At 55.7% G+C, this 25,433-nt stretch carries 18 protein-coding genes and 6 pseudogenes; 5 read left to right on the top strand and 19 right to left on the bottom strand.

Annotation, left to right across the window (positions count from 1 at the left end):
* The 9 genes and pseudogenes from hflK to CS369_RS25270 all read right to left on the bottom strand — a co-directional run.
* Complete coding sequence (hflK, locus tag CS369_RS16485) at positions 1 to 1,248, bottom strand: FtsH protease activity modulator HflK (protein ID WP_196907951.1); 1,248 nt, start codon at positions 1,246 to 1,248, stop codon at positions 1 to 3.
* Between the two features lie 91 nt (positions 1,249 to 1,339).
* The gene (gene hflX / locus CS369_RS16490; RefSeq protein WP_196907952.1) at positions 1,340 to 2,617 is read right to left on the bottom strand and encodes a ribosome rescue GTPase HflX; all 1,278 of its coding nucleotides are present in this window, start codon (positions 2,615 to 2,617) and stop codon (positions 1,340 to 1,342) included.
* A 92-nt stretch (positions 2,618 to 2,709) separates the two neighbouring features.
* Positions 2,710 to 3,009, bottom strand: coding sequence for an RNA chaperone Hfq (gene hfq / locus CS369_RS16495; RefSeq protein WP_196907953.1), 300 nt, complete (start codon positions 3,007 to 3,009; stop codon positions 2,710 to 2,712).
* A gap of 149 nt (positions 3,010 to 3,158) precedes the next feature.
* Positions 3,159 to 4,103 (bottom strand): tRNA (adenosine(37)-N6)-dimethylallyltransferase MiaA, encoded by a 945-nt coding sequence (gene miaA, locus CS369_RS16500; protein ID WP_196907954.1) that lies wholly within the window; start codon positions 4,101 to 4,103, stop codon positions 3,159 to 3,161.
* Positions 4,100 to 6,013: a DNA mismatch repair endonuclease MutL gene (mutL, locus tag CS369_RS16505; protein WP_196907955.1), complete on the bottom strand. Its 1,914-nt coding sequence runs from the start codon at positions 6,011 to 6,013 to the stop codon at positions 4,100 to 4,102. The genes miaA and mutL overlap by 4 nt, the downstream gene beginning before the upstream one ends.
* Positions 6,014 to 6,055: 42 nt before the next feature.
* Positions 6,056 to 7,735: an N-acetylmuramoyl-L-alanine amidase AmiB gene (gene amiB, locus CS369_RS16510; protein ID WP_196907956.1), complete on the bottom strand. Its 1,680-nt coding sequence runs from the start codon at positions 7,733 to 7,735 to the stop codon at positions 6,056 to 6,058.
* Positions 7,732 to 8,214, bottom strand: a complete 483-nt coding sequence (gene tsaE / locus CS369_RS16515; protein ID WP_196907957.1) for a tRNA (adenosine(37)-N6)-threonylcarbamoyltransferase complex ATPase subunit type 1 TsaE — start codon at positions 8,212 to 8,214, stop codon at positions 7,732 to 7,734. The genes amiB and tsaE overlap by 4 nt, the downstream gene beginning before the upstream one ends.
* The gene (locus CS369_RS16520) at positions 8,211 to 9,224 is read right to left on the bottom strand and encodes an NAD(P)H-hydrate dehydratase (RefSeq protein ID WP_374191076.1); all 1,014 of its coding nucleotides are present in this window, start codon (positions 9,222 to 9,224) and stop codon (positions 8,211 to 8,213) included. Before CS369_RS16520 ends, tsaE begins: the two co-directional genes overlap by 4 nt.
* Positions 9,204 to 9,651: pseudogene (locus CS369_RS25270) on the bottom strand (NAD(P)H-hydrate epimerase); the annotation flags it as partial. The gene CS369_RS16520 and the pseudogene CS369_RS25270, both read right to left, overlap by 21 nt.
* On the opposite strand from CS369_RS25270, the pseudogene queG reads away from it, so the two are divergent.
* Positions 9,639 to 10,665, top strand: a pseudogene (queG, locus tag CS369_RS16525) (tRNA epoxyqueuosine(34) reductase QueG); the annotation flags it as partial. The pseudogenes CS369_RS25270 and queG sit on opposite strands and share 13 nt — an antisense overlap.
* Before the next feature lie 429 nt (positions 10,666 to 11,094).
* Here the strand turns inward: queG and CS369_RS16530 are convergent.
* From CS369_RS16530 to CS369_RS23935, 6 genes and pseudogenes are all read right to left on the bottom strand, one after another.
* Positions 11,095 to 11,601, bottom strand: a pseudogene (locus CS369_RS16530) (methionine ABC transporter permease).
* Positions 11,602 to 11,619: 18 nt separating this feature from the next.
* Positions 11,620 to 12,315: pseudogene (locus CS369_RS16535) on the bottom strand (methionine ABC transporter ATP-binding protein); the annotation flags it as partial.
* On the bottom strand, positions 12,312 to 13,124 hold the full coding sequence (locus CS369_RS16540) for a MetQ/NlpA family ABC transporter substrate-binding protein (RefSeq protein ID WP_196907958.1): 813 nt from the start codon (positions 13,122 to 13,124) through the stop codon (positions 12,312 to 12,314). The gene CS369_RS16540 and the pseudogene CS369_RS16535, both read right to left, overlap by 4 nt.
* A 74-nt stretch (positions 13,125 to 13,198) precedes the next feature.
* Entirely contained in the window at positions 13,199 to 14,218 is a 1,020-nt protein-coding gene (locus CS369_RS16545; RefSeq protein WP_196907959.1) for an isopenicillin N synthase family oxygenase, read from the bottom strand.
* Positions 14,219 to 14,551: 333 nt separating this feature from the next.
* Positions 14,552 to 14,803: a TetR/AcrR family transcriptional regulator C-terminal ligand-binding domain-containing protein gene (locus CS369_RS23930; protein WP_244665060.1), complete on the bottom strand. Its 252-nt coding sequence runs from the start codon at positions 14,801 to 14,803 to the stop codon at positions 14,552 to 14,554.
* A 15-nt stretch (positions 14,804 to 14,818) separates the two neighbouring features.
* Positions 14,819 to 15,118, bottom strand: coding sequence for a TetR/AcrR family transcriptional regulator (locus CS369_RS23935; protein WP_244665061.1), 300 nt, complete (start codon positions 15,116 to 15,118; stop codon positions 14,819 to 14,821).
* Between the two features lie 125 nt (positions 15,119 to 15,243).
* Between CS369_RS23935 and CS369_RS16555 the strand changes: the two genes are divergently transcribed.
* From CS369_RS16555 to CS369_RS16570, 4 genes are all read left to right on the top strand, one after another.
* Positions 15,244 to 15,900, top strand: coding sequence for an MFS transporter (locus tag CS369_RS16555; RefSeq protein ID WP_196907960.1), 657 nt, complete (start codon positions 15,244 to 15,246; stop codon positions 15,898 to 15,900).
* 3 nt (positions 15,901 to 15,903) lie between these two features.
* Positions 15,904 to 16,449: a hypothetical protein gene (locus tag CS369_RS16560; protein WP_196907961.1), complete on the top strand. Its 546-nt coding sequence runs from the start codon at positions 15,904 to 15,906 to the stop codon at positions 16,447 to 16,449.
* Positions 16,450 to 16,565: 116 nt separating this feature from the next.
* On the top strand, positions 16,566 to 17,087 hold the full coding sequence (locus CS369_RS16565) for an acireductone dioxygenase (protein WP_196907962.1): 522 nt from the start codon (positions 16,566 to 16,568) through the stop codon (positions 17,085 to 17,087).
* Between the two features lie 245 nt (positions 17,088 to 17,332).
* Complete coding sequence (locus tag CS369_RS16570) at positions 17,333 to 18,499, top strand: nucleotide sugar dehydrogenase (protein WP_196908007.1); 1,167 nt, start codon at positions 17,333 to 17,335, stop codon at positions 18,497 to 18,499.
* Here the strand turns inward: CS369_RS16570 and nhaA are convergent.
* The 4 genes and pseudogenes from nhaA to kdpB all read right to left on the bottom strand — a co-directional run bounded on the left by nhaA (position 18,496) and on the right by kdpB (position 25,428).
* Positions 18,496 to 19,863 carry a Na+/H+ antiporter NhaA gene (gene nhaA, locus CS369_RS16575; RefSeq protein ID WP_196907963.1) on the bottom strand — a complete coding sequence of 456 codons (1,368 nt, stop codon included), beginning with the start codon at positions 19,861 to 19,863 and terminating at the stop codon, positions 18,496 to 18,498. The two genes, CS369_RS16570 and nhaA, sit on opposite strands and share 4 nt — an antisense overlap.
* A gap of 136 nt (positions 19,864 to 19,999) precedes the next feature.
* A pseudogene (kdpD, locus tag CS369_RS16580) lies at positions 20,000 to 22,753 on the bottom strand (two-component system sensor histidine kinase KdpD).
* A gap of 43 nt (positions 22,754 to 22,796) precedes the next feature.
* The gene (kdpC, locus tag CS369_RS16585) at positions 22,797 to 23,372 is read right to left on the bottom strand and encodes a potassium-transporting ATPase subunit KdpC (protein ID WP_196907964.1); all 576 of its coding nucleotides are present in this window, start codon (positions 23,370 to 23,372) and stop codon (positions 22,797 to 22,799) included.
* Between the two features lie 11 nt (positions 23,373 to 23,383).
* Positions 23,384 to 25,428: pseudogene (gene kdpB / locus CS369_RS16590) on the bottom strand (potassium-transporting ATPase subunit KdpB).
* Positions 25,429 to 25,433: the final 5 nt, after the last annotated feature.

The raw sequence follows: 25,433 nt of genomic DNA on the forward strand, positions 1-25,433 counted from the left end.
TTATTCTCTCCCAAAATCACGCTGCGCGTTTGCACGGCGCTGGTCCATGACGGTTCCACCCGTGCTGGTACGGGTTTGTCCGGTGGTTGCTCCGTTGTTGTTCGGTGCAGAGGGCAGACGCATCGGCGCAGCCGTGGTGTTACTGGTCGCGTTACCGCTGGCATTGCCTGTCTGACCGCGCATCAGTTGATCCAACGGCAGCACCATCAGGCTATTACCTTTGTCATTAACCAACACTTTTCGGGTATGTCCCAGTACGCGCTCCATGCTTTCGATATAGAGACGTTCGCGGGTGATTTCTGGCGCGGCTTTGTATTCCGGCAGAATCTTGGCGAAACGCGCCACTTCACCCTGCGCTTCAAGCGTGATACGCGCGCGATAAGCACGTGCCTCTTCCAGCACACGCTGTGCCTGACCGTTCGCACGCGGCTGCACTTCGTTAGCATAGGCTTCTGCTTCACGAATGTATTGCTGTTCGTTCTCACGTGCCGCGATAGCGTCATCAAACGCGGCTTTCACTTCCTCTGGCGGACGCGCCGCCTGGAAGTTAACGTCCAACAGGGTTAATCCCATGTTGTACGGACGAATGGTTTCTTCCAATACGCGTTGCGTGTCAGTACGCACGATGGAGCGTCCCTCAGTGAGGATTTTGTCCATGGTGTATTTACCAATAACGCCGCGCAGAGCACTGTCAGTCGCCTGACGCAAACTGTCGTCAGCATTGGTAACGCTAAACAGATAGCGCTCAGGCTCCGTCACACGATACTGAACGTTCATCTCCACGCGCACCACGTTTTCATCCGACGTCAACATCACGCCAGAGGTGGCCAATTCACGCACAGATTCCACGTTTACCGCACGAACCGAGTCGATAAATGTCGGTTTCCAGTTCAGACCCGGACCTACCAGGTGGCTGAACTTGCCAAAGCGTGTCACTACGCCGAGCTCGGCTTCTCGGATGGTGTAAAAGCCGCTTGCGGCCCAAATCACCAGGGCCGCTACTGCGACAATACCCACGACCCGACCACCCAAACCGCTGCCAGAGGTGCCGCCGCCATTACCTGAATTCCTGCTTCCGCCCAGTTCGCCCAGCTTTTTGCTCAGCTTGCGGAAGATATCATCCAGATCGGGAGGGCCTTGATCCCGGACGCCTTTATTATTGTTTCCGCCAGAGTTGCCGCCTTGATTATTGCTGCTCCCCCACGGGTCGCGGTCTTGTCCGTTATTACCGGGCTGATTCCACGCCATGTTTTAGCTCCATTCTTTTATGATTGGTGTTCTTCAGGTTCAATATCCCAGAGTCCGCAGAACAATGCCGAGATCGACCAACATGTCAGTCTCAAACCACATAATCCGCGAGTTCTTGCTCTTGTTTGCAAAGACGACGCCAGTCCACCATCGGCATACGAACTATAAGACCCACGCGACCGTCTTCCTCAATCCATTCTTTTTCTATTGCCTGAAGCTGATAAAAACGACTAAGAAGGCGTCCTGCCTGCGGAGGAAGGCTCAGAGAATAATGTGCGATGTCCCCTGATAGCCGCTCCGTCAATGCCTGAAATAACAACGAAATACCGTCACCCGTCTGGGCAGAAAGCCATACCCTGACCGGCACATTCTCTTCGTTGCGATCGATACGCGGAACGAAACCGTCCAGCATGTCGATTTTGTTCATCACGAGCAGTACAGGAATTTCATCAGACTCGATTTCTGCCAGCACTTCGTTTACCGCTGCAATATTCTCGTCGATACGAGGATCGGCAGCATCCACCAAGTGCAACAACGACGCCTGACGCGTTTCCTGCAATGTCGCTTTAAACGCCGCCACCAAATCGTGCGGCAAGTGACGAATAAATCCCACGGTGTCAGCCAACACCGTGTCCCCGACATCCACAACATTAATCCGTCGCAGCGTAGGGTCCAGTGTGGCAAACCGCTGATCGGCAGCATAAACGCCTGCCGCTGTCATTTCGTTAAACAGGGTGGATTTTCCGGCGTTGGTGTAGCCCACCAGCGCAACCGTAGGCACGTCCGCATGCGTTCTGGCTCGACGCCCTTGTTCACGCTGCTTCTCCACGTGCTCAAGGCGAGAGAGGATTTGGCTGATACGGTTACGCAACAAGCGACGGTCGGTTTCGAGCTGGGTTTCACCCGGCCCACGCAGGCCAATTCCCCCTTTCTGGTGCTCGAGGTGCGTCCATCCCCTTACCAGACGCGTGGCAAGGTGACGCAACTGCGCCAGTTCAACGTGCAATTTTCCCTCGTGAGTACGCGCACGCTGGGCAAAAATATCCAGAATCAATCCGGTTCTGTCGATAACACGGCATTCGCACAAACGCTCAAGGTTACGCTCCTGAGCAGGCGTCAACGCATGGTTGAACAACACAACAAAGGCATCGGTGGCTTTCACCGCCTGTGCAATTTCTTCCGCCTTGCCTTCAGCCACAAAATATTTGGAGTGCGGTGCCTTGCGGCTACCGGTGATCACCTGCAATGACTCGATACCGGCGGAGGAAACCAGAGATTCAAACTCCAGCAAATCGTCCGTATATTTGTCTTGCAAAAAATAAATATTAACCAATACGGCCCGTTCACCGGCTTCATAACGGTCAAACAAACGTGCGACCTCTCAAACAAACGAAAAACACCCTGGTGGCAAGCGCTAGCGATGTGTACAAGCTCCCCACCGGGGTGAAAGCGCAATACGCGTTATTCCACGTCATCACTTTCCTGCGCCGACGACTGCTGATTTGCAGACGAACCACCATGGTAGTTGCTGGTGCCAGGGCTATTGCTGTGATGAGAAACCGGACGAGACGGCACCACGGTGGAGATAGCATGCTTATACACCATCTGGCTAACCGTGTTTTTCAATAAGATAACGAATTGATCGAAAGACTCGATCTGGCCCTGCAACTTGATACCATTCACCAAATAAATAGAAACCGGAACACGTTCGCGACGCAACGCGTTCAGAAACGGGTCTTGCAAAGATTGCCCCTTAGCCATTCTATATTTTCCTTATTTGCTTGTTGTTTGTAACAAAGAACCCCAAGGCTCTAAAATAATGATGTAAAAAAATTGTGAGCTGAGACTCGCCAATTGTACACAATCGGCCACCCTATGCACTAACTATGCGAGTATAATAAACCCGCACATCAAGGTGCCTGTACCACCGCCATCACACGTTCAAACGCATCCTGCGGTTTTTCACTGTCCAACCAATGAACTCCGTCCCAACCGCGCAGCCAGGTCATTTGACGTTTCGCCAACTGACGTGTCGCGCAGATACCACGGAACACCATCTCATCGTAATCATACTCGCAGGATAAATATGACCACATCTGGCGATAACCAACGCAACGAACAGACGGCAAATCCTGATGTAAATCGCCCCGGGCAAAGAGCGAACGGACTTCCGTCTCAAATCCTGCCGCCAGCATCTGCTGAAAACGCAGCGCGATGCGTTCGTGCAACAGCTCGCGCGTTACCGGTGCAATGGCAAACTGATGCACACGGTAAGGCAACGCCTCACCCGCTGTTTTTGTCAGCTCTGTTAAAGTGTTACCTGAAACGAAAAAAACTTCCAGTGCCCGGCACAGTCTCTGCGGATCATTTGGATGAATCCGAGCCGCTGCAACGGGATCAATCTCACACAATTGGCGGTGAAGCGCTTTCCACCCCTGCTCACGCGCCTGCGCTTCGATGCGCTGGCGCACGGCCATATCGGCTGACGGCAGCGGTGACAACCCCTCCAGCAGCGCCTTGAAGTACAGCATGGTTCCCCCGACCAGCAAGGGAATACGCCCGGCAGCGGTAATTTCCGCCATCTCCCGCAACGTATCGCGGCAAAAATCCGCGGTGGAATAAGCCTGCGTCGGATCCAGAATATCGATCAAACGGTGTGGAGCCTGAGCCAGTTCCTCAGCGCTGGGTTTGGCGCTGCCGATATCCATTCCTTTATAGATAAGGGCGGAGTCCACACTAATCAACTCAACGGGCAACGATTGTCGCAACGCCATCGCCAGCGCCGTTTTTCCTGACGCCGTCGGCCCCATGATAAAAATCGCCGGGGGAAGGGTTGCGCTCGATAATTCAGTCATACTTTCAAAGCCTTAATGGCATCTTCCACGCTAACCCGCTGCAACAGCGACGCTGGCGGCTGTTTCGGCAGTTCCGGACAAAGTCGTTCTATTTCCGTCAACAGTTGTATCGCCTGCGCCTGGCTCCAACGCTCGTGGTCACTGTGCAGCTGTTCCGACAACCAGGTCGCCAGTTGCTCAGGCGTGCACGCAGGTTGCAAAGCAAGATAGCCTAACAGTTCAGAGATCAAGTTTTGTAAATTTTGTTGGCGCAATGGTAAAGGTACAGCACGCAGTAGCGCCCTCTGGGACTCCAGCGCGATATCAATACCAAACTGCGCCAATAGCGCCTGATGATGAAGAAGCGCTTCGCGTTCATTTTTTTCTACGGCCAAACGTTGTGGAATCAATAATGGCTGGGGACGTAACCCTTGTTCCTGCGGCAACAGCTGCGCCCGCTTGAGGTAGCGCTCGGCGTGCGTCAGTGACACCATCGCCAACCCGTGCTGATACTCCACCAGTGCGAAACTGGGCGGAAACACGGTTAACAGACGGCCGAAACCTTGCGCCATGCTGACCGGTTCCAAATCAGGCACAGGCGCTGACACGACGCTGTCGATGGGTTCTTGAACCGCCTCCGCTATCGACGCGGGTTTCAATAAAGTCTGGTAAAGCTCACCCAGTTTTTTCTGGTAGGGTGCGCCAGCGAGGGGCATCGGCCCTCGCCCTTGTGTTTGAGAAGCGCGTGACTGATAGGCCGGGGCACTCTCCTTCATCTGGCGTGCCGGAACGTCTGCCGCTTTCGGCGACGCATGCTCTACCGGACGTGCGGGCTGCGCAAACTGGTTTTCCCCTGCGGCGATGCGATTTTCCGGCTGCCACGCAATGGCTTTGCCTGCCACATCGGAGGCCATGGCCGTCAACGGCAGCTCAGACGCCTGCTGTAATACGCTCACTACCGCCTGATAGATAAAATCGTGCACCAAACGCGACTCATGGAAACGCACTTCGTGCTTAGCCGGGTGCACGTTGACGTCAACCTGGTGCGGATCCACTTCAAGAAACAGCAGGTAGGCAGGCTGCTGCTCACCGTGCAAACTATCCTGGTAAGCCTGGCGGATAGCGTGATTAATCAGCCGATCGCGCATCATGCGTTGATTGACGTAGCAATACTGCATATCGGTCAGTTGCTTTGCGCCCTCAGGATCGGCCACCCAGCCGTGGATGGACAAATCGCTGTGCTGCCACGAAATACGCAGCGCGTGTTGCAAAAACAGCGGCCCGCAAATACTGCCAACACGGCGCTCATGCTGTGAGGCGTCCGGCGCGGCGCGGTACTGGCGGATCGTTTTACCATTATGGTTAAGGGTAAACGCCACATCGAAGCGCGCCAGCGCGATGCGACGCACCACTTCATCAATATGCGCGAATTCTGTCTTTTCTGTGCGCATGAATTTGCGCCGCGCGGGAGTGTTGTAGAACAGATCGAGCACTTCCAGCGTGGTGCCCACCGGATGCGCCGCCGGTTTTACCGTCACCGCCATATCTCGGCCTTCCGCATAGGCCTGCCACGCTTCATTCTGCTCCGCCGTACGGGACGTCAGCGTTAAGCGCGAAACTGAACTGATACTCGCCAGCGCCTCGCCGCGAAAACCCAGGCTGATAATCGCTTCGAGATCGTCCAGCGTGGCAATTTTGCTGGTTGCATGACGCGCCAGCGCTAAGGCCAGATCGTCTTTGCCAATTCCAGTGCCGTTATCACGAATCCGAATACGTTTTGCCCCGCCGCGATCGATATCGATATCAATTCGGGTCGCCCCGGCATCGAGACTATTCTCCACCAGTTCCTTCACCACGGAAGCGGGACGTTCCACCACTTCTCCGGCGGCAATCTGGTTAGCCAGTTGGGGAGGCAAAACCTGAATCGGCATGCGAGTTCCTCTGTTATTGACGCACACGCGTCGCGAACGGCATCAGGCAGACGGGATAATCAGCGTCTGCCCAAGTTGTACCGTGCCGGACGTCATGTCATTGGCACGTTGGATCTCCTTCATACTTACACCATATCGCATGGCGATGGCACTCAGGCTATCTCCTTTTACCACTTTATGTTTGACCGGAACGGCGGTACGCGGCACCGGGGCCGATGCAGTCGATGTGCGAGCCCCCGCAGGAATGCGCAATTTCTGCCCCACCCAGACGCCATTTTTTTTCAGATTATTCTCACTGCGCAACGCCGCCATACTGACGCCGTAACGCGCCGCGATACCTGAAAGAGAATCACCGCGCGCCACGGTATGGCGCATGGTCGCTTTACTACTGGATGCCGAGGTCGTGGGCGTTGCAGCCTTACGGTTGACCGGCTGTACGAACGGTCGGTTTCCCTGCTTTGGGACGGATTGTACTGGATGCGCCTGGAAATAGCTGCGCAACCCCCGGTAGATCGCCGTGGCGATTTTATCCTGATAATCGCTGCTTCCCAGAAGACGCTCTTCGGTCAGGTTGCTGATAAAGCCCGTTTCCACCAACAACGAGGGAATATCCGGCGAACGCAGCACGCCCAGGTTGGCGTGTTCCGGACGGCGTTTGTGCAACGACCCGACGCGCTGTATTTCCTGCAACACTTTGACCGCCACGTCATAACCGACGCGCTGAGAGTGACCAAACTGCAAATCCAGTACCGCCTGGCTCAGGTAAGGATCGGCACTGTTGTTTGCCAGCAGATCCCCTGCGCCCCCCAACAATTCCGACTGCTTCTCGTGCTGTTCCAGCCAGTTAGCCATTTCACTATTAGCACGCCGATTGGAGAGCACCCACATGGAAGCACCGGAAGCCCCACGGTTTGGCGCGGCATCCGCGTGAATGGAAACCAGCAGGTTGGCACCTTGCTTACGTGCTACATCGGAGCGACCCATGACAGAGATGAAGTAATCACCGTCACGCGTCATCACGCCTTTAAAATTAGGATCGCTATTAAGCAAAGTATGTAATTTGCGCCCAATCGCCAGCGTCACGTTTTTCTCGCGCAAGCCAGAAGGCCCAATAGCACCGGGGTCCTGCCCGCCGTGTCCGGCATCAATGGCGACGATAACCGGTTCGCTGGCACCGCCAGAACGCGGTGTTACTGCACGTGCGGAGGCAATGCTGTTCACCACCACTGTAGGTTTGTTGTTAAACGGATTGCCACCCGATTCAATCGGTGCCGTGTTACGGGTTTCGCGCGTAACGGAAGTCACTGGCGGTGCTTTTGTCACCTTCGCTTTCTGCTGCCCGGCAACGGTAAACACCACGTTAAACCCTCCGCCAGCTTTCTGTGTCGCGGCGCACGTTTTGGCCGGCTGGGTCAAATCCAGCACCAGTCTCAGGCTCTGTGCATCCTTCGCCTGACTGGTACGAATACTTTTGATAATGTTTTGCCCGCTGTACTCCAGCGGCAGCCCTTGAATCATCCCCGTCTGCCGGATGTCGATCACTACCCTATCCGGGTTGTTAAGCGGGAAAAAGGCATAGATCGGTTGTCCGCTGAAATTAAGGCTGACCGTCGCCTGATTATCACCGTTTTCCACCTTGATATCAGAGAGGTTGGCGGTCCAACCCGTACTGGCCAGCAGCAGCCCAGCCCACATCACCAGAGCGAGCACGCGTTTCATCATGGCGTTTCACTCTCCGGCAGGGGAGATATCTGCGCCAAAATAGGCTCACCCAGCGCCGATATGGCGATCACCTGCGCGTGTCGCCCTTGCGCTTCATAGTTCAGATGCACTTCAAGATCGGCGCTAGGGAGAATGCCTTCACCCTGCTGCGGCCACTCAATCAGGCAGATGGCATCCTGCGTCACGTAGTCGCGGATCCCCATAAATTCCAGCTCTTCTGGATCGGCCAGACGGTAAAGGTCAAAATGATACACCGCCAGCGGTGACAGCGTGTAAGGCTCCACCAGCGTATAGGTGGGGCTTTTCACGTTGCCCTGATGGCCGCGCGCCTGAAGGAAGCCGCGGCTGAACGTGGTTTTACCTGCGCCCAGAGCGCCAAAAAGATAAATACTGCATGCGCTGTCGCAGGCCTGCGCCAACGATGCCCCTAATGCGATGGTAGCTGCCTCATCCGGTAGCGGAAAATCTACTTTTTTCATTCTGTCTTTTCTAAGGGTATCCACTCAGGATTAACATAGCGGGACAATACTGGCATCAGATCGGTTGCCAACATCCCTCGCGTGCCGCGCTGCTCGGCCAGCGCATCGGCCGCTGCGCCGTGCACCACACAACCAGCGCAAGCCGCTGCGTAGCGTGACAATTTTTGTCCAAGCAATGCGCCGATAATACCAGACAACACGTCGCCCATGCCGCCGCTCGCCATGCCAGGATTGCCGACATCAACCAGCGCCAACGCATCAGACTCATCGGCAATCACGGTACCCGCCCCTTTTAGCACGACCGTGCCGCCATAGAGTTGTACCAGTTTCTGGGCAGCAAGTAAGCGATCACTTTCAATCTCCGTCACTCGGCAATTCAGCAGGCGGGCCGCTTCCCCCGGATGTGGGATTAAAATACGATTTTGACGTTTAAAAGGGCTCATTGCCAGCAGGTTTAGCCCATCGGCGTTCCACAGCATGGGTTTGTTACAATTTTCCACGGCGCGCAGTGCGCTTTTCGCCCAGCCATCTTGCCCCAGGCCTGGCCCAATCACCACCACGTCGGCCCAGTCAAGCCCTTCACGCAGGGTGGCATCACTCAGCGCTTGCACCATCAGTTCCGGGCGTGCCATCAGCAACGCCGCCTCGTATTGCATGTGAGTGAGCACTCGCACCAACCCCGCACCACTGCACAATGCGGCTTCTCCTGCCATCGCAATAGCGCCCCCCATTCCGGCATTCCCCCCCACCAACAGCAATCGGCCATGATCGCCTTTGTGCGCCAGCGGCGAACGAGGCGTCAGCCAGCCTGGTAAATGTTCACGGGATAAACGCCGTATCGGCGCGGGATGCTGTTGCAACCAGCCTGAAAGACCCAAATTCGCATAATGTAACGCGCCGACACAAGCGCGTGCCCTGCCCGTCAACAGCCCCGGTTTTAACGCAATAAAGGTAACGGTGCACGCTGCAACGATCGAGTCTCCTGCACAGGCGCCAGTTTGCGCATTCAACCCGGAGGGAATATCCAGTGCCAGCACTGGCGCTGCATGGGCATTAGCGCGCGCGATCAGCGCATCATAGGGAGCACGCGGCGCGGAGGATAACCCAGTCCCCAGCAGGCCGTCGATAATCAAATCAATTCCGTCAGGCCAAGGGGCGTCGAGCGTCAATGCTACATCCCCCCCATGCTGCCATGTCGCGTAGGCACACTGTGCTTCCTCTGGTAGAGGGCGTACAGCCTCGCACGCGACTACGGTGGTTGCAATCCCTGCGGCGCGCGCAAGCGTAGCCATCGCCGCCATTGTTGCCATGCCCGCACAGCACCAACCAACGGCGAGCATTGGGGTAGCAGCGACAGGCATATTGGTAAGCGGTTTCTCCAGCGCGTTGCATCAACGCATAAAGCGTGGTTTCCGTTTGCCGCGCGGCTTCAGGCATGGCTGGATAAGCAGTATCACGGTGAAATGGCGTGGATGGCGCGCCACGTTATGCTGCGCGCGCGCCCGCATGAACTGTTGCCCGGTACGCTGCGCGTTATCAGCGTGCGCATGAATTATCTGCCCGCCAAAGCGGCCTTCGCCAAAAACACTGAATAACCCGACGCTCGGTTATGTTAGTCGTTACGCGCTGGGGCGTGATTACCACAAGCTGTTGCGTCAGCTGCTGAAAAAGTTGGGTGACCGGATACAGGAACATTGCGGCAGCCTGCAATTCCGCCCCTTCGTCGATTCTGCACCGATTATGGAGCGCCCGCTGGCGGCCAAGGCCGGGTTAGGTTGGGTGGGTAAACACTCGCTGATCCTCAATCGGGAAGCGGGCTCCTGGTTTTTCCTTGGAGAACTGCTTATCGACCTGTCGTTAGCCGTCGATCAACCGTTGGAAGAGCAGTGTGGACGCTGTGTCGCATGTATGACAACCTGCCCTACCGGGGCCATCGTTGCGCCTTACACCGTGGATGCCCGACGCTGTATCTCCTACCTGACCATTGAACTGGAAGGTGCCATTCCCGAAGCGTTGTGTCCGCTGATGGGCAACCGTATTTACGGCTGTGATGATTGCCAACTGATTTGCCCCTGGAACCGTTTTTCCCAGCTTACCGATGAAGATGATTTTAGCCCGCGCGCCGCGCTGCATATGCCTGCGCTGCTGGACCTGTTTCAGTGGGATGAGGCAAAATTTCTACGCATCACGAAAGGTTCAGCCATCCGCCGCATCGGTCACCAGCGTTGGCTGCGTAATATCGCTGTGGCGCTGGGGAATGCCCCCTACGAGGAAAATGTTGTGCTAGCCTTACAAGCGCGGCTCGGACAGAGCACGCTGATCGATGAGCATATTCACTGGGCAATTGAGCAACAATTGGCACGCCGTGCGGCTCAATCTATCGACATGCAGTTGCCGCAGAAAAAACGGCTTATTCGTGCTATTGAAAAAGGATTACCGCGCGATGCCTGAGGTGTTGCCAGACGGTCATAACATCCTGCCCCGCTCTGTGCATAAATATAAAACTCCTTGCCAATCAATCCGTGAAGAAAGTGCAAGTGATCGCCTTAACATTTTGACAAGTTATTTTTATCAATAAATATCAGTAAGATATAAATATAATTTTGACAATCTTGCGACAGATCATTTTACGCAGGGAAAGAGAAACCTGTGGATAAGTCTGTTAAGAAAATTATGACATTTTATATTACATGAAACGCAAAAGAGATGAGTAAACACTTCGACACCCGAAAACACGCTGCATAAAAAATAGCCTACTACGCGAGCGGGACGCAATTTTGGACTGGTTAGTCTCGGAGCACAAGCGATTTATCTTTCATCTGCGATTGAACGCCTAAAATATAATCACAGAAACGATATTGTACCACACCAACGATCGGATCATCGTCGATGAGCCAACGCGCGCACCAAACGATCGCCGATCGATTGCACGCCCTGAACTAAAATCACCAGAACCACCACCGTACCAGCCATCACCTGATCGTTAAAACGCTGATAGCCGTAGCGGATCGTCAGATCCCCCAGACCACCACCGTTAAGGTCACGCCAGCCAAAATGGTTGGCAGCGCTTCTGGCAGCAACACTTTGCCGATCACGTGCCAGAGCGATCCCCCCCATTGACTGGATCGCCTCAATACGTCCGCGTTCAACCTCATCCAACGCATTTTCCACTACGCGGGAAGAAAAGGGAAAAGCTCCGATGGTGATCGGTACGATCGCCTCCGTACTTCCAAGCGTGGTGCCCACGATCAGACGGGTCAACGGGATCAGTGCAATCAACAACACCACAAACGGTAGCGATCGGCCAACGTTGATCACCGCACCCAACCCCCGGTTTAACCAGGATAAGGGCGCAACCCCGTCAGATCGCGTGATAAACAACACCACGCCCAACGGCAGGCCAATCAGAACGGTAAACAGCGCTGCCAGCCCCACCATGTACCCCGTCTCTAATGTGGCATTCCACATCAGCGCGGCGTGATCGCAAATGGCTTTTACCACCGACAGTTCGTGCGTGATCAACACGATCGTCACACCTAACTGACGGTTGATGTTTGCCAGCAGCGCCAACACCGATGCTGTGGTTTCAGGATCGAGCGCGCTGGTCGCCTCGTCACACAGCAAATACCTCGACTTCGCCGCCAAGGCACGCGCAATGCCGACACGCTGTTGCTGCCCACCGGATAACTGCGAAGGGAAGGCGCGCGCTTTATCACTGAGCCCCACCCATTCCAACAACGCGCTGACTCGCGCTTCACGCTCGTGACGCGCAACCCCAGCTATCTCAAGTGGCACGGCAACGTTGTCCTGCACATTACGCGCATGCAGCAGATTGAAGTGCTGAAAAATCATGCTGGTGCGCTGCCGATGCTGGCGCAACGCCCGTGGAGAGAGTGCGCTAATCTCTTCACCATCCACCACAATCCGGCCCGATGAGGAACGTTCCAGCAGGTTAAGACAGCGCAGCAGCGAGCTTTTACCCGCACCGCTACCTCCCAAAATGCCATAAACAGAACCCTCGGGAATCGTCAGCGACACGTCATCCAATGCGGGACGATCGCAACCTGGGTAACGTTTTCCCACGTGTTCGATGACAATCATGGCTGCTGGCTCGCCACCGGGATCACCGAACCGTTATAGCGCTGCGCAATAAAATCGGCGATGGCTTTGGATTCCAGATCAGCGGCCAGCTTTTTAATGCGCGGATCGTTTTGCAGGGCGGGCGTCGTCACCAATATGTTGGCATACGGGTTATGCTCTGCGCGTTCTAACCTCAGCGCATCTTTGGCCGGAACCAGCCCCGCTTCCAGCGCATAGTTGCCGTTGATCACCGCCCGATCGACATCGTCCAGCGAGCGCGGAATCTGCGCCGCTTCCACTTCCTTGATCTTCAGCTTTTTCGGGTTTTCCGCGATATCTTTCGGCGTTGCCTGATCCTTGGCCGGATCGCTGTAGCCCGGTTTCAGTTTCACCAGCCCCTGGCTCTGTAATAAATACAGTGCACGGCTGAGGTTGGTGACATTGTTCGGTACGGCCACCGTGCAGCCTTCCGGCACCTCGCTAAAGCTTTTGTGCTTACGTGAGTAGACACCTAACGGCTCCACGTGCACAGTAGCAGCGACTACAAACTGTTTCTCCAACGCTTTTTCCTGATCGCGCAGATAGGGCACGTGTTGGAAATAGTTGGCATCCACATCGTCATGCGCCAGCAGCTCGTTGGCGTTTACACCGCTGGTCAGTTCGATCACTTTCAAGGCGTTCTGTGGATAAATTTTCTGCACCTGAGCCAGGATCTCACTGTGGGGCACGGGATCAGCAGCTACGCGCAGCGCTTGCGACGCGGAGGCAGAGAAGGTCACGCTAACGGCTAATGCAACACTGCTGACAAAAAATGCAACACGCTTATTCATACAGGCTTCCTTTTATCGCTTCGTTTTTGGTATTGGGGGTTTATGCCTGCCGCAAAGGCAGAGACAGAAAAGCGTCAATGAGCGGCGTGTTCTGCTTTCGCTACCACATTGGCGTAATAACGCTGTGCAACATCAGGATGCGAGCGCAGCCGCCCTTTCAGGTAGTTCCAACCTACATCACGCAACAAGGGATTGAGCGGATCGCTGGTCGGCCCCTGTGCCAGACGCGCCACCTGTGGAGGCAGTTGATACACCGGCACCACCGCATCCAGCTGTGCACCGAGGAAAAAGGCGATGGAGAGGCGCTCCTGCCCGGCAGGCGGTGAGACCACACGGTGCACCGTGGCACGCAAATAGCCATTGGTCGCCAGTTCCAGTAGTTCACCGATATTCACGACAAAGGAGCCCGGCAGCGGCGGCGCATCAATCCAGCGATCGGGGGCCACCTCGACCTGTAAACCAGCCTGCTCATCCTGCAACAGGAAGCTCAGGAAACCTGAATCTTTGTGCGCCCCCACGCCTTGCTGGCTACCCTGTGCCGATTGCCCCGGATAACGAATCAGCTTGATATGTTCGTTAGGCTTTTCACCGTACAGTGCATCAAAGGTGTGTGGCGCTAACGCCAGTGCCTCAGTAAAAGCACGCAACAGTTGCTGTGCCATGCCGGTCATCGCTTGTTGCCAGGTCAGCAGCGTGGTTTTCAGTGCAAGCTGAGCTTCTGGCCACAAATTGGGACCTTGTAATTGCCACCAACGGGGGGACTGCGGTGTCAATTGCAGGGTGGTGCGTTCAGCGCCAATATCAAACTGCTCACGCCAGTCGGGTTGGTTGCGCGTCAACTTGGTCCCGGCACGGTTGTAGCCGCGAAAATGGGGAGAATGGATCATGGCAACACGCTGTTTTTCCTCATCAGGCAAGGCAAAGAAAGCGCGAGCCTGCTGCTGTAGCGTTTCGGGAATACCGTGGTGAGTGAGATAAAAGAAACCGACATCGCGGGCGGTTTCATTAAGCGAGGTTAAAAACGCCGGCCGCTGTTCGGGGTTGCCGTGCAGGTGTGATAAATCAAAGAGAGGTAGTCTGTTTATGGTACTCATTGCGTACTCCATCAATTATTCCATGCTCAACCGGAAAATAAATGCAGGAGCCGCAACAACAACGATAGCCCGTCATGGTTCACCTCATCAGGAAGCGGAGTGGTTTCAGAGCGTTCACCTTTATCAGCGCAAAGCTCCTACCAGTACAAAGTAAAGAAACCGATGTTTTTCGACATCTGATGCTATTAATCCTGAATTACAGCGACGGGTAAAATACAAAGAGTGGCAAAGTTAAGCAGTGCTTTAGCTATGCGACCCACTTTGTCGTTGTGACGAAGGGGATAACCACATGTCACCGGGCGCTATTGGGAGACATCGCCCGATCGTATAGGGCTACAGGTGTTCTGACGACGTAGCCAGCGCTACTAACAATCGCTGGATATCCTGCGGCGTGGGTGTCTCACGGGTAAATAAAATGCGGTACATCATAGGAGCAATAACGCGCTCAATGATCTGTTGCGCGCTGGCAGGTGCTTCCTGTCGCGCCAGGGCGCGCTCACGAATCACCTCCAACTGCTGCGTGGTGAAACCGGCACACTTGCCCGAGCTTTCATGCCCCGGCGTGCCCAGCACATCGCGCAGCATCGCCCGGCCCGGCTCCTAGGCCATCTCTTCGATGTAAGTATTCAGCCAGATCTCAAGATCGCCGGTGAAAGAACCCGTGTCCTGTGGCTCGGCATCCGGACGCAGCTTTTCCACTGCTACATCGGCCAGCAGTTGGGGCAAATCCCCCCAGCGCCGATAAAGCGTAGACGGTGTCACCCCCGCGCGCGTCGCAATGGCGGGAATGGTGAGCGCCTGACGCCCCATCTCCTGTTCCAATTCGCGGACCGCCTGGTGAATCGCCGCCTGCACGCGCGCGCTGCGTCCCCCCAGCCGCACACCCTGTGTGATCGCCATCTGATACTCCCTGATCGAACAAAAAACGTTTATTGACACCACTAAAGCAAAATATTTGCTTTAGTGGAAGAATATCTGTAGCGTTGTTAACGCATAATCTTAGCTTTTATACCACAGGACACGCCATGACGGTTATCAGCAATACCGTGATACGCGCTACACTCCGGCGCGATGCATTCACACTCGCACTACATAGCCTCACACTGATAGCCTTTATGGCGGCCTCCAGCGTGCCGACACCGCTCTATCGGCTGTATCAGCACGATTGGGGATTTTCCGCGACGCTGCTTACTATTATCTTCGCCGCCTATGCCTTTGCCCTGCTGTGCGCTCTGTTGATCCCAGGTCGGCTTTCCGACCACGTAGGGCGACGTCCGGTGATTGCTGCGGCGCTACTGCTTAACATTGCCGCCATGTTCTGTTTTCTCTTTGCATCGAATCCTTATGGGCTTGTCATTGCGCGCATCATGCAAGGCTTTGCGACCGGACTGGCAACCGCTGCGGTGGGTGCCGCTCTGCTGGATGTGCATCCCGAACGCGGATCGCTGGTCAATAGCATTGCGCCGCTAACCGGTATGGCCGCTGGTGCGATGTTGAGCTGTGCCCTGCTGGCGTATCAACTGGCACCACTTCACAGCGGCTATCTGCTGCTGCTCGGCGTATTTGTGCTGCTATTGATCGGTCTGGCGTGTACGGCGGAAACCGGACTGCTCCGCAGCGGCGCCTGGGCCAGCCTGCGTCCCAGCGTTGCCGTACCACCGCAGGCCAGAACGGCATTTTAGCGTGTGATGCCGGGCAACGTTGCGGTGTGGATGGTGGGCGGTTTCTATCTCTCTCTGATGCCCTCGTTGCTGGCGCAAAATACGCCGGCGGTTTCCCCCTGGCTAAGTGGAATATCCGTCGCAGCCCTGACGCTAAGCGGTGCCGTGGCGATTCTTCTGGCACGGCGCACTGCCGCGACACCGACACTGCGCGCGGGCGCACTCTGCCTGATAGTAGGCATGACGCTGATGTTGTTCGCCGTCCATCGCGCCAGCACCGGCTGGCTGCTGGCGGGGGTATGCATTACCGGGCTGGGGTTTGGCATGGCATTTCTCGGCGCGCTACGCAGCGTACTTCCGTTGGCAAAGCCGCACGAACTAGCAGGCCTCACTGCCGTGTTCTACATCGAAAGCTATTTGGCAAACAGCGTGCCCGCCATCATCGCAGGCTATCTGACGCAGCATTTTGGGTTGATCGACACCACGTATGTATACGGTGGCGTGATCCTTACGCTGGCGACGTTGGCCATCGTGCTAACGTTTATCCCTCGGTTAACCAAAGCGAAATAAAATTAACAAAATTATAATACTAAACAACCTGGTCGCATAAGATATAAAGAATTCGTCTTGCGATTTATCCCTGTAAAGAGAATAGTTATGGTCTACCTCTTTTGCGGAGAATATCCATGACCACATTATCCATATTCCAACTACAGCACACGGCACAGCCCGCGGAGCAACTGGCCGCCTTTGGCGATATCGCCGAGCTGCTGGCAGGTGCCGGAATCCAGCTCGAACGTTGCGAAATTGGCTCGCTGCCCGCAACGGCTGACAGTGATACCCTGCTCAGTCACTTTCAGCAGGATATCGAACGCCTTAAACTGCAAGAGGGTTACTCCGCCGCCGATGTGATTCGCATTACGCCGGATCACCCCGACAAACAGGCGCTGCGTGAGAAGTTTTTTCAGGAACATACCCACAGCGAAGATGAGGTCCGCTTTTTTGTCACAGGAAGCGGCACGTTCTTCGTTCCGCTGGGCGACAAGGTGTTTCGTTTAACCTGCGAAGCGGCTGACCTGTTGCGTGTTCCGGCCAACACCCGCCACTGGTTTGACTGCGGCGCACAGCCGGACTTTACCGCCATCCGTATTTTCACCAATCCAGCAGGGTGGGTGGGTCATTTCACCGGTCAGAAAACCTTCTATTAGTCTGCGCCGAGCAACATACACTCACAAAGAATACCTTTCTGCTGGTGAGAAACGTTAACGCCACACGACAATCAAGCGTGGCGTTTTCTGATAGCAACACCCCACCATTTACCTTATTGCTAGCAAAACCCCTTCCGGCGAATCTGAAATGACGCAACGAGCACAGCATTGTTTGGGCAATGTTTAAAATTCATGCACGTACGCTCTCTATACTGTCCCCGGATTTTTCAGGCGGATTTAACATGATGAAATGTACTATCGCGGGCACTGGTTACGTCGGGTTGTCGAACGCCGTGCTATTGGCCCAGCATAATCAGGTAGTTGCTATCGACGTTGTCGAACACAGGGTGGCGCTTTTGAACCAGAACCTGTCGCCGATTGTTGATAAAGATATTGACCATTATCTCAAAGAAAAACCGCTCAATCTGGTGGCGACAACGGATAAACAGTTGGCCTATCAGGATGCGGATATCGTGATTATCGCCACGCCGACCAACTACGATCCCATCACCAATGCGTTCGATACCCAGTCGATTGAATCCGTGGTGCAGGATGTGTTGTCCATCAATCCCGATGCGCTTATCGTCATAAAATCAACGGTTCCTGTGGGATACACCCAACAACTGCGGTGCACATTTGCCACGGATAACATTATTTTCTCTCCCGAATTTCTGCGCGAGGGAAAAGCGCTGCACGACAACCTCTATCCTTCACGCATTGTCATTGGGGAACGCTCGCCGCGCGCAGAACGTTTTGCCGCCTTGCTGCTGCAAGGGGCAATCAAGAAAACGGTGCCCGTGCTCTACACCGATGCCACAGAAGCGGAGGCCATCAAGCTGTTCGCCAATACCTATCTCGCCATGCGCGTCGCCTATTTCAACGAACTCGATAGCTATGCACAGATGCATACGTTGGATAGCAGACAGATTATTGAGGGGGTCGGATTAGATCCGCGTATCGGCTCGCATTACAACAACCCGTCATTTGGCTATGGAGGCTACTGTTTACCCAAAGACACCAAGCAATTGTTAGCCAATTATGCCAGCGTCCCTAACCGGCTGATTTGTGCCATCGTCGAGGCGAATCGCACGCGTAAAGATTTCATTGCCGATGATATTCTCAAACAAAATCCCAGCGTGGTAGGCGTTTATCGTCTGGTGATGAAAACGGGCTCCGATAACTACCGCGCTTCGGCAATTCAAGGCATCATGAAACGGATCAAAGCCAAAGGTATTGGCGTCGTGGTCTATGAACCGGTGCTGACGGAAGCGACATTTTTCCGCTCTCCGGTGATAAACGATCTGGCAACATTCAAACACAAGGCTGATTTGATCATCTCAAACCGCATGGCGCCGGAGTTGGAGGATGTCGCAGATAAAGTCTATACCCGCGACCTGTTTGGTTTGGATTAAATCGGTTGACCGGCCTGCTGCACACGGCGGTGACGCGCATAATACCGGCCCCACAGCAGGCCCAGCGTCGCCGCAATCAGCGAGCCCAATAGCACCCCTAGCTTGGCCGCGCCCAGCAGTTGCGGATCGTCGAAGGCCAACATGGCGATAAAGATCGACATTGTAAAACCGATACCGGCGAGCAGCCCAATTAAAAACACACCGCGGCAGGACACCTCTGGCGGTAGCTGGCACCCACCAAAGCGTACCATTAGCCAGCTAACACCGACTACGCCCAGCAACTTACCGGCGACCAGTGCCAGCGTAACACCTATCATCACGCCGAGTGGTCCTGCGCCCGACAAATCAATGCCATTCACGCTTACCCCCGCGTTCGCCAGAGCAAACAACGGCATCACGCCATACGCCACCCAGGGGTGCAGCGCCATCTGCACGCGAGTGACAGGCGGCAGCACTTCACGCTGAGCACGGCGTAACTGCTTAAGCGGTGCAGCCAACTGCTCCGCAGCCTGTGTATCCTGCTTGTGCATCAGATCGCGCACAATGTGAGAAAGGCGCTCCAATGGGAGCTCCTTCATCACCCGCACGGAGGCCACGGGGGTAATCAGCCCCAAGACAACACCCGCTAATGTCGGATGCGCTCCCGTGAGCAGAAAACCCAACCACACGATGATACCGGGAATGACATAGGCCCAGGCCGACCCGATACCAATCTTCTGTAGTCCAAACACCATCAACACTCCCACCAGCACGGGGATCAAGCCGTTGTACTCAAGCCCACCGGAGTAGAAGAACGCGATGATCAAGACAGCGATAATGTCATCGATAATGGCTAACGCCAGCAAAAACACCCGTACATTGCCGGGAATGCCTTTGCCCAACAGCGCCAGCACCCCCACGGCAAACGCGATATCTGTTGCCGTCGGCACCGCCCAGCCTTGTTGCTGCAACGGAGCGCTGTTCACGCTCAGATAAATCAACGCGGGTACTATCACGCCGCACACAGCGGCAGCGATCGGCAGTGCCGCTTGCCGCAGGCTGCTCAGCGCACCTTCGTGAATTTCACGACGGATCTCCATACCGACCACTAAGAAGAACAGTGTCATAAAGGCGTCGTTGATCCAGAAATGCAATGAATGCTCGATTTCTGTATCGCCAATGCTAAAAGAGAGCGGTAGATGCCACAGCGCATGGTAGCTTTCCGCCCACGGCGAATTGGCCCAAACTAATGCCGCAGCAGCAGCCACAAGCAGCACAATGCCGCTTACCGCTTCAATATGGAGAAAACGTTCAAGGGTGGCGAAAGCGCATTCCGCCAAACGCTGAGCACGAGGAATGACCTGCGGGGACAGGTGTCGATTCATGGTTGTTATCACTCCGCGTGGCGGCCCGACCAACGCACAAACCTGTCTCACCACAACATGTGGCTAACACCCACCACCTTTTTACCGACAATGTTGGATGAGTTCAAGTATTTTAAATTGATTTACAAACTATTTATTAAGAAGATTCCACTATTTCTGGCACTGGCACTGGCACTGGCACTGGCACTGGCACTGGCACTGGCACTGGCACTGGCACTGGCACTGGCACTGGCACTGGCACTGGCGGCAGAGGGAGCTGTACCGTAAAACAGGTTCCCCCTTCTGGCCGATTGGCAGCACTGATCTCCCCGTGGTGAAGCATCACGATCGCACGACAAATCGCTAATCCCATCCCGATACCCGGAATGGAGGACTCCTCATTACCCCGGGTGAATTTCTCAAAAATATGCTGTTCGCTGCCCGAGGAGATCTCGGGGCCATCGTCCCATACCTCGATCCTGATTTTCCCCGACAAAGCGCGTGCCCGAATGCCTATCGCCCGCGCTCTGTCCGCATATTTCAATGCGTTTTCCAGCAAGTTCGCGAATACACGTTCCAGCAGCGCGCCATCGGCCTGAAGCAGCACCATCTCCTGCGGTAGATCCAATTGCACCGCTTCGGCGGGCAGAAGCTGCCTCGAGGGATTTCAGCGCGCCGCCAATCACCTCATCCAGCGCGACCCAGTCGGTTTGCAGGCGGAAGCCTTCCCCTTCAATACGTGCCATATCCAGCATGTTGTTCACCAGGCGAATGGTACTCAACGTTTGCAGGCGAAGGGCACCGGCTTGCGGCGCGTGCGGCGATCCTTCCGTGGAAAGATCGAGCAGCAGGATCTCCGCCTGACCAAACAGCACCGTCAGCGGTGTACGCAGATCGTGAGACAGCGCAGCCAGCAAGGAATTGCGCAGCTCTTCCTGCTCCGCCACCAGACGTGACTGCTGCTCACTCCGCGTCAGTGCCAGATGCAGCAACGCACCAGAAATCAGAATTACAAACGTCTCCAGCAACCGCTGCTGTTCGGGTATCAGCAGGTGGTGCAGGTTGCTTGGCTCAATAATCAGCAACCCTAACGTGTCCTCAGAAGAGATTAATGGCAGCACTTTATAAGGCACGCCGGGCAGCGTATCCGTTCCTGCACCCGCCACATGCCCTTTCTCAAAGCTCCATTTGACGATGGCGGGATCGGGAATGGTATGCAGCAAACGCTCGGCTGGCGCGATCAGTTTTCCCTGCACGTCTGGCAGCCAGATTTCACAGCGGGCAAACAGTGCGCTGCCCATCACCCGCTGGCAAATCGGCGCAATATTATTCGGAGCCCGCACCCGGCTCAGCCCGTCGGCCATTTCGTACAGGTAACGCGCGCGCTGCTCCCTATGTCGGGCAACCCGCGCCTGATAGCGTACCCCCGCCGTCAGGTTGCCGGTGATCGCGCCCACGGTCAGCATCACCGCAAAGGTCACCAGATACTGCGCATCGCTGACGGCAAAAGTGCCTTCCGGCGCGACAAAAACAGATCGAACGCCACGATATTGAGTATTGCCGCCACCACCGAGGGCAAACGGCCAAAACCAATGGCAATCAGCACCACGCCCAATAAATAAACCATGACCAGATTGATCGGCGAAAAGTCGGGTAAAATCAATTTGCTCACCAGCGTAATCAACGCGCACAGCGCGGTTGCCGCCAGACAGCCGCGCGCTTTCTGGCGCAACTTATCCGGGCTAAGGTGTGTGTCTATGCGCGGTGCCGCATGCACGTCAGGCACATCATCCAAAGCTACGATCATCAAGTCGAGATCCGGCCCAAGACGGCTTAGCCGCCGCGCAAAGCTATTTGGCAACGCCCAACGCCGCTGCGGCGGCCTTCCCACAATGATCTTGCCGAGGTTATGCTCACGCGCGTAGCGCAGTACCGCTTTCGCTTCATCGGGCTCCGACAAGGTGGCGGTAACAGAACCCAGTTTCTGTGCCAGTTGCAAGGTGCGCAGAATTCCACGCCGACGCGCTTCGCCCTGCCGATGCAGCGTGGGCGTCTCCACCGTTACTGCATGCCATTCGCTACCGAGTTTGGCGGCCAGGCGGGCGGCAATGCGCACCAGCTTTTCACTGCCAGTGTTAGCGCCAATGCATAGCAGGATCGCATCGCGGGTGTGCCAGACACGTTCCTCTCGCCCGCTGGCATCACGCCAGGCGCGCATCTGATCGTCAACGCGATCCGCCGTGCGGCGCAGCGCCAGCTCCCGCAGCGCAAACAGATTACCCTTACGAAAAAAGTTCTCGATGGCGCGCTCTGCACGGTCGCCCACATACACCTTGCCTTCTTTCAACCGTTGCCGCAGGTCGTCCGGCGGCAAATCCACCAACACCACTTCGGTAGCCGAGTCAAAAAAAGGATCGGGGACGTTTTACTGCACCCTAATCCCCGTGACGCCGCTGACCACATCATTGAGGCTTTCCAGATGCTGCACGTTCATTGTGGTCAGCACATCAATGCCAGCATCCAACAGTTCATCGATGTCTTGCCAGCGTTTGGGATGACGCGAACCCGGTGCGTTGGAATGCGGCAGCTCATCCATCAGAATCACGGCAGGACGCCGCGCCAGAGCGGCATCCAGATCGAACTCCAGATGACGATGTCGTCCCGTTGCACGTCGGGCAAGGGTTTCCAACCCTTCCAGCAGCGCAGCGGTCTCCTGTCGGCCATGGGTTTCCACCACGCCCACCAGCACATCCAACCCCTGCGTACGCAATCGTCGTGCCTCTTGCAGCATGGCCCAGGTTTTCCCGACACCCGCGCAGGCACCAAAGTAGATTTTCAGTTTGCCGCACCCTTCGCGGTCAGACTGAGCCAGCAGCACATCCGGATCGGGACGCAGGGGTTCTTCCGTCATCACAATACCTTTCAAGTCATCCTCTGTTCAGGATAGCGAAGCCTCACGGTTTCGGCACGGCATCCATCGCCATGTTTAACGCCAGTACATTAACCACCGGCTCTACGATAAAGGGCAACAGCGGACGTCGCGTGTTCTCCAGCACCAGTTGGCGCAACGTTGCTTCTGGCAAATGGCGCGCTTGTGCCACACGCGGAATTTGCCACGCCGCCGCAGCCGGAGAAATGTGCGGATCCAATCCGCTGGCGGAGGCCGTCACCAGTTCCACCGGGACGAAAGCATTGGCCTGAGGATTCGCCTTACGCCATTCGGCAACGCGCTGCGTTATGGCTTCATCCAATGCCGGATTGCTGGGTGCCAGGTTACTGCCAGAAGAGGCCAACGCATTATAGGGTGAGTCAGTCGTTGCCGAGGGCCGCCCCTGAAAATAATCCGGGCGGGTAAAAGACTGACCGATCAGGGCCGAACCGCGCACCTTGCCTTCCGGCATCACCAGCGAGCCGTTAGCTTGCACGGGAAACCACCACTGTGCCAACCCGGTTGTCAGCAATGGATAGCCCGTCCCAACAACCAGTGTCAGCAGGATAAAAAGTGAAATTGCAGGACGTAACAGGTTCATTGATATTCTCCTTAAACCCAACCCAACGTGGTCAGTATCAGGTCAATCGCTTTGATGCCAATAAAAGGCACTACCAGTCCCCCACACTATAAATCCATAGGTTGCGGCGCAACAGCGCGGCCGCTGGCATCGGGCGGTAGCTAACCCCTTTCAATGCCAGTGGAATCAGCAGTACGATAATCAAGGCATTAAAAATCACGGCTGACAAAATGGCCGAGGCTGGCGAATGCAGCCCCATCACGTTAAGGGCATTCAGTGGTGGATAGGTCACCGCAAAGGCTGTGGGGATAATGGCAAAATATTTAGCGACATCGTTGGCGATACTGAACGAGGTTAACGAGCCACGCGTCATCAGCATCTGCTTACCAATATGCACCACTTCAAGCAGCTTGGTCGGATTGGAGTCCAGATCCACCATGTTGGCCGCCTCTTTCGCCGCTTGCGTACCGGAATTCATCGCCACCGCGACATCCGCCTGCGCTAGCGCGGGGGCGTCGTTGGTGCCATCCTCTGTCATCGCCACCATGCGTCCTTCTGCCTGATATTGACGAATCAGCTCCAGATTGGCTTCGGGTGTGGCCTCCGATAAAAAGTCATCGACACCCGCTTCAGCAGCGATGGCGGCAGCGGTCAGTGGGTTATCGCCCGTGACTATCACCGTCTTGATCCCCATGCGGCGCAGTTCAGCAAAGCGTTCTTTAATACCGCCTTTGACGATATCCTTGAGCGCCACCACGCCCATGACAGTATTATCTTCCGCCACCACCAGCGGTGTGCCACCTTTGCGCGCCACCGATTCCACCAGGGCTACCACATCCGCAGGGAAGCGCCCGCCATTGCTTTCAACGTGCCGACGAATCGCGTCCGCCGCGCCTTTACGTAACATTTTTTGCCCGACATTGACGCCACTCATGCGCGTTTGCGCCGAAAAGGGGATAAAGGTGGCGTTCAGACTCTGCAAATCACGCTCGCGTAGATTGAATTTTTGCTTAGCCAACACCACGATACTGCGCCCTTCCGGCGTTTCATCGGCCAGTGAGGCCAACTGCGCAGCGTTTGCCAACGCGGATTCACTGATGCCGCTGGCAGGCAGGAAAGCGCTGGCCTGGCGGTTACCCATCGTGATGGTGCCGGTTTTATCCAGCAACAGCACATCCACATCGCTAGCAGCTTCCACCGCGCGTCCACTGGTGGCGATCACATTCGCTCCCAGCATACGACTCATGCCCGCAATGCCAATCGCCGAGAGCAATGCGCCAATGGTGGTAGGGATCAAACAGACCAACAGTGCCACCAACACCGTAATGCTGACAGGTGTACCGCCCCAGGCAGAAAACGGATACAGCGTCGCCGTCGCCAACAGAAACACAATCGTGAGTGAAATCAGCAAAATGGTTAGTGCCACTTCATTCGGCGTTTTACGCCGTTTGGCCCCTTCCACCATGCGATCCAGAAAGGTTTCACCGGGATTGACGCTGCACTGAATCACCAGCCAGTCAGAGAGAATGCGCGTGCCCCCGGTGACTGAGGCGAAATCGCCGCCGGCCTCGCGAATCAGTGGTGCAGACTCACCGGTAATCGCGCTTTCATCCACGGGAGCGCCCCCGGCCAGCACTTCGCCGTCACACGGGATAATGTCGCCTGCATCCACCCGCACATAATCGCCTTTGCGCAGGCTGTCTGCGGCAACCTTCTGCTGGGCGAACTCCGGCTCAGGACCAGAGAGTTTTTTCGCCCAATTGGTGCGCGTAATGCCTTTTAAACTCTCGGCCTGCGCCTTACTGCGCCCTTCGGCCAGCGCTTCGGCAACATTAGCAAACAGTACAGTGAACCACAGCCACAGCCACAGGCTAATGGCCGCCGTGAAACCCAGTTGTCCCTCATTCCACCCCAACGCCATGCCCACGGCCTGCAACGTGGTGAGAATGCTGCCCAGATACACCACAAACATCACCGGGTTACGGTATTGCACGCGGGGACTAAGCTTGGTCAATGATTCAGCTAGCGCAGCACGCCACAGTGTGCCGCGTTGTGAAGACGCGATTTGATGTGTCATAGAAT

Source organism: Candidatus Symbiopectobacterium sp. 'North America' (assembly GCF_015762685.1).
Lineage (GTDB): Bacteria > Pseudomonadota > Gammaproteobacteria > Enterobacterales > Enterobacteriaceae > Symbiopectobacterium.